The organism is Oerskovia sp. NPDC057915 (assembly GCF_042887685.1).
In the GTDB taxonomy this organism is placed as follows: Bacteria; Actinomycetota; Actinomycetes; order Actinomycetales; family Cellulomonadaceae; genus Oerskovia.
Map to the genome: position 1 here is coordinate 1 of NZ_JBHVOS010000043.1, position 5,162 is coordinate 5,162.

Annotated in this window: 4 protein-coding genes and 1 pseudogene; 2 read left to right on the forward strand and 3 right to left on the reverse strand. The window is 74.5% G+C overall.

Features of this window, described 5'->3' with window-relative positions; genetic code table 11:
* The 3 genes and pseudogenes from ACFVQ3_RS18670 to ACFVQ3_RS18680 all read right to left on the reverse strand — a co-directional run.
* Positions 1–86: pseudogene (locus ACFVQ3_RS18670) on the reverse strand (ferredoxin); the annotation flags it as partial.
* A gap of 146 nt (positions 87–232) precedes the next feature.
* Positions 233–847 (reverse strand): response regulator transcription factor, encoded by a 615-nt coding sequence (locus ACFVQ3_RS18675; RefSeq protein ID WP_206053360.1) that lies wholly within the window; start codon positions 845–847, stop codon positions 233–235.
* Positions 848–921: 74 nt separating this feature from the next.
* On the reverse strand, positions 922–2,436 hold the full coding sequence (locus tag ACFVQ3_RS18680; RefSeq protein WP_387642349.1) for a PspC domain-containing protein: 1,515 nt from the start codon (positions 2,434–2,436) through the stop codon (positions 922–924).
* A 157-nt stretch (positions 2,437–2,593) separates the two neighbouring features.
* On the opposite strand from ACFVQ3_RS18680, the gene ACFVQ3_RS18685 reads away from it, so the two are divergent.
* Together ACFVQ3_RS18685 and ACFVQ3_RS18690 are read left to right on the forward strand one after the other, a co-directional pair.
* Complete coding sequence (locus ACFVQ3_RS18685) at positions 2,594–4,303, forward strand: PspC domain-containing protein (protein WP_387642351.1); 1,710 nt, start codon at positions 2,594–2,596, stop codon at positions 4,301–4,303.
* Positions 4,300–5,112 (forward strand): hypothetical protein, encoded by an 813-nt coding sequence (locus tag ACFVQ3_RS18690; protein ID WP_387642354.1) that lies wholly within the window; start codon positions 4,300–4,302, stop codon positions 5,110–5,112. Before ACFVQ3_RS18685 ends, ACFVQ3_RS18690 begins: the two co-directional genes overlap by 4 nt.
* Positions 5,113–5,162: the final 50 nt, after the last annotated feature.

Here is a 5,162-nt window from a genome sequence, read left to right on the forward strand (position 1 = left end):
CCCTCGTAGATGCAGTCCACCGGACACTCCTCGATGCACGCCTTGTCCTTCACGTCCACACAAGGCTGAGCAATCACGTACGTCACGTCGGAGGTCCTTTTCGTCGGGCCGGAGGGCTTCACCGGCTGCCTCCAGGCTATCGCTCCGGCACGACGCGGGAACCCCGCTTCTCACCTGGCAATACGGCGACATCTCGCGGCTGGCGGGCCATGCGTGACCGCCCGGTCGGGAGCTAGAGGAGCCGTCGTGCGGCCGCCCAGCGCGTGAGCTCGTGCCGCGACGAGAGCTGGAGCTTGCGCAGCACCGACGACACGTGGGTCTCGACGGTCTTGACCGAGATGAAGAGCTCCGAGGCGACCTCGCGGTACGCGTACCCGCGGGCGATGAGCCGCATGACCTCCTGCTCACGGGCCGAGAGCCGGTCGAGCTCGTCGTCGGCCACGGCCACGTCCGCCTGGCCGGTCCCGAAGGCGTCGAGCACGAAGCCCGCGAGGCGCGGCGAGAACACGGCGTCGCCGCTCGCGACCTGCACCACGGCCCCCGCCAGGTCGGGCCCGGAGATCGCCTTGGTCACGTAGCCCCGGGCGCCCGCGCGGATCACCGCCACGACGTCCTCGGCCGCGTCGGACACGGACAGGGCGAGGAACCGCGTGGACCCCAGGAGGTCGGAGCACCGCGTGATGACCTCCGCCCCACCGCCCCCGTTGCCTCCCGGAAGGTGCACGTCGAGCAGCACGACCGGTGGGCGCAGCGTGCGGATCGCCTCGACCGCCCCGTCGACGCTGTCGGCCTCGCCGACGATGTCGACCCGTCCGTCCAGGCTGGCCCGCACGCCCGCGCGGAACATGTGGTGGTCGTCGACGAGGACGACCGGGACAGGCGCCCCCGGGAGGGAGCTCTGCGCGGGGCTGGGGATGGTGGTCACGTTCGCTCCTGGGTCGTTCGGGCGGGCTGTCCGGGTCGCGGCACGGGGACCGGTCCCGGGCCCTGCGCGGCCCGCGGCGAGGGATCCTCGTGCCCGCTCGGCGTCGCAGCCGCACCGGGCTCCACGGGCATCCTAGGTCCGGACGTCGTCCCCACCGCAGTCTCGGTCGCGGGCGGGGCGGCGCTCTCCTCGGCGCGGTGGACCTTGAGCCGCACCTCGGTGCCCCAGCCCGGCCGAGAGACGACCTCGGCGCTCCCGCCCTTGCGCGTGACACGGCCGATGATCGACTCGCGCACCCCGAAACGGTCCTGGGCGATGTCCTTCATCTCGAACCCGTCACCGCGGTCGCGGACGAACACCTCGACGGAGTCTTCCGAGACCTCGAGGTAGACCGAGACGGGTGGGCGTCCGTGGGCCACCGCGTTGACGAGCGCCTCGCGCGTGGCCTGGAGGAGCGCGGTCGTCTCGTCGGTCGGGACGCAGTCCCCCACGACGACGACGTCGACGACCACGGCTGCCGTCCCGGCCGAGCCGCCGTCCCCGACGGTTCCCGCCGCACTGACCCCGGCCGCGGCTGCGGCCCCCGCAGCGAGCCGCCAGCTCTGCCGGTCCTCGACCTCTCCGACGAGCGTCCGGAGCTCGGCCGCGAGCGATGTACCAGGAGCAGGCCGGTCGTTGTACAACCACTCCCGGAGCTCACGCTCCTGCGCACGTGCGAGCCGCGCGACCGTGTCGGCGTCGGCCGCGCTCGACCGGATGAGAGCAAGGGTCTGGAGGACCGAGTCGTGCAGGTGCGCCGCGATGTCCGCCCGCTCGGCCTCCCGCGCACGGGCGGCCCGCTCGTCGCCCAGCTCGCGCACGAGGCGCAACCACCACGGGGCGAGCACGATCGCCGCACCCGCGAGGACCGCGACCGACGCGACCGTCGCCCGGACCATGTCCGAGGCCGTGGAGTCCTGGCCCACCAGGAGCAGCACCCCCACGAGCACCAGGCACAGGCCCCCCGCGAGCCGCACCACCCCGGCCGGGGTGCGTCCCCCCGCCCTCGACAACCACCGCCCCCGCTGCGCGGCGTCGAGCTGCGACCAGGCCAGCGCCGTGCCCGCGAGCGCGATGAGGACCGGCAGGACCCAGGAGACCTCGATGTTCACGCCGGCCCGCGAGGCCAGCAGCACGGCCGCCCCGCTCAGCAGGACGACCCCGATCGCGACGTCGCGCACCGGCAGCTTGCGCACCCGGCCCTGGAGCCGCGGTGCGATGCGGCGCAGCGATGCAGGACGCTCCTCGTCGGCCACCTGCGCCGGGTCGCCCGCGGGCACCGTGACCCAGAGGAAGACGTACAGCACGATGCCCGCACCGCCCGCGAGCGCCATCAGCGCCAGCACGAGACGCACCGCGCCCACGGGAAGGTCGAGGTGCAGGGAGAGGCCACGGCACACCCCGCCGACCCAGCGCCCCTGCTCGGGGCGCCGGAGGGGAAGTCTCCTGGCTGGTCGCTCTGTCGGTGTCACTCTCTGATGGTCACACGCCCGGCCCGGTCCACCGGCCGGAACGCCCCGTTCGTCCGCTCCTGCGTCGAAAGTTCAGGGTCGGCCGTCCGGAGGATCAGGGTCGGATCAGGGGATCACCCGATACCCCTCGGCCCGTCTCCCGGGCCAGGCTGGAGCCATGACCACCGAGGACACCTCCCCAGAACCCCCGGCCGGGAGCTCCGCACCGACCGGAGCGCCCCAGCAGCCTGCCGGGCCTCCGCCCGCGACGAGCACGCCGGGCGGCGCCGGCCAGCCCGGACAGCCGGGGGCTCCCGGCGGCGCGCCGAACCAGCCGCCCGGCCAGCCCGGACAGCCCGGACAGCCCGGCGGCCAGTCCAGCGGCATGGACAGCTTCTTCGACACCGTGCGCCGTATCGGCATCTCCCGGTCCGAGGACCGCTGGGTCGGAGGCGTCGCGGGCGGTGTCGCCGACCGGTTCGGTATCGACCCCCTGATCGTGCGAGGCATCCTCGTCGTCTCGGTGTTCCTCACGGGCGCCGGCCTGGTCCTGTACGGGCTCGCGTGGGCCCTGCTCCCCGAGTCGCGCGACGGGCGCATCCACCTCCAGCAGGCGATCCGCGGCGACTTCGACGTCGCGATGCTCGGGGCCGCGGCCACCACGATCGTCGGGCTGAGCTGGAACAACGGCTGGCTCTCCTGGTGGCACTTCGCCGGGCTCGAGTGGCTCAACGGCCTGCTGTGGACCGCTGCCGTGATCGTCGTGATCGTGCTGGTCGTCAACCGGCGCAGCGACTACCGCAGGTACGCGGCCCACCGCGGGGCAGCCCAGAACGCTCAGCACCCGGGCGGCCCCGTGCCGCCGAGGCAGCCGTACCCCGCGCAGCCCTCCACGGGCGCTCCTGTCCAGCAGGGTCAGCCCCCGCAGGGCTGGCAGCAGCCTCGCCCGCCGTACGGAGCACCCGTTCCCGGCGCCCAGCCCACCCCCGGGGCGACGTACCCCGCGACCCCCGCGGCGCCGTCAGGCCCCGCGTACACCGCCTCCGCACCGGTGCCGCCGCAGGGCTACCCTGCCCAGCGTCCCGTCCCGCCGCAGGCGTACGCGGCCCAGCAGGCCGCCGCGCAGCAGGCCGCCCGCGCCCACGACCACGCCCGGCGCCGCGCCGAGCGTGAGGTCGAGCGCCAGCGTCGCGCCGAGGAGCAGCGTGCCCGCGCCGCCCGGCGCCCGCGCGGCCCCGGGACCGCGGTCGTCGGGATCACGCTCGGCGTGAGCCTCCTGGGCGCCGCCGTGCTCATGCTCCTCGAGCGTCGCGACGTGATCGACGTCCCGTTCTTCTACACGTGGATCGGCGCGACGATCGTCCTGCTCGGGCTCGGCGTCATCGTCTCCGGCCTGCGCGGCCGGACGAGCGGCGCCCTCGGCGGGCTCGCGATCGTCGCGACGATCGTCGCGCTGCCGATCGCCGGCCTGAACAGCGTCGACCGCTTCGACGCCGACCTCACGGCCCGCGTCTCCGACGCCACGTACACCGTGACCTCGGTCCAGGACGCCGAGAACGGCTTCGCCTTCACGTTCGGCAACCCCGTGGTCGACCTCAGCCAGCTCGACCTGAGCACCGTCGGGGAGGACCCGGTCGTCGTCCCGATCGACCTGAGCGCCGGGGACCTCACCGTGATCGTCCCCGCCGACACCCCCGTCGAGGCCGAGGTCCGCGTCCTCGCGGGCAACGCGACCTGGACGGTCGACGGCGAGCGCCGCTCCATCAACGGCGTCAACACCCGCCCGCACACCTTCGTCACCGACTCCGTCTCCGACGGCGCCGGCCCCGTGCTCCTGCTCGAGGTCGACGTCTCCGCCGGCGACGTGACCATCCGGGAGGAATCATGACCACCGAGAAGAACCCCTACGAGCACGACGACGCACGCGAGACCCAGGCCCTCCCGCCGGTCGACCCCACGATCGAGCTGCCCATCACGTCGGGTGAGGTCACCGGGGACGAGCGCACCGAGGACGACGAGGCGCTTGCGGACGACGAGTCGTCCGACAGCAGCGACGTGGTGCTCGCCGAGGCGACCCCCGTGGCCGACTCGGCCGGCGGCCAGGACCTCGACGCGACGGACGTCGAGTCCGGCCCCTCGCACGACGACCTCGCGGACGAGATCTTCCGGGGCGAGCCGACCCAGGCGCTGCCGGTCACCGACCCCACGCTCGTCCTGCCGGTCGCTCCCCCGACCCAGGCGCTGCCCGTCCAGGCGCTGCCCACCCACGCACCGACTGCCGGTGAGCCCGCGCCGACGCACACCCAGGCGTACCCGGTGCAGGACGCGCCGGTCGACCCCGAGCCGGTGACGCTCTCGACCCCGTCGCCCGCTCCCCCGTCGTCCCCGGCCCCCGGTCCGACCCCGGCGGTCGACCCGGCCGCGCAGTGGAACGTCTCGGCGCAGCAGAGGGCTCAGGCGCCGACCGACCCCGCCCTGGGCGACGACCCGCGCAACCGCGGGCTGCGCGTCGGGACGGTCGTGTGGGGGTTCGTCATCGTCGCCGTCGGGGCCGGCATCCTCGCGCTGGCTCTCGGCGCGACGTACGACCTCGACCTCGCGCTCATCGCCCTGCTGAGCGTCGCGGGCCTGGTGCTCGTGGTGAGCTCGATCGTCTCGAGCAGCCGCCGCAGCGCCCGCGAGCGCGCCCGGCGCTGAGCCCGCCCCGCCGAGTGCGTGGTTCGGCTGCGACACGCCCGGCGTGTCGC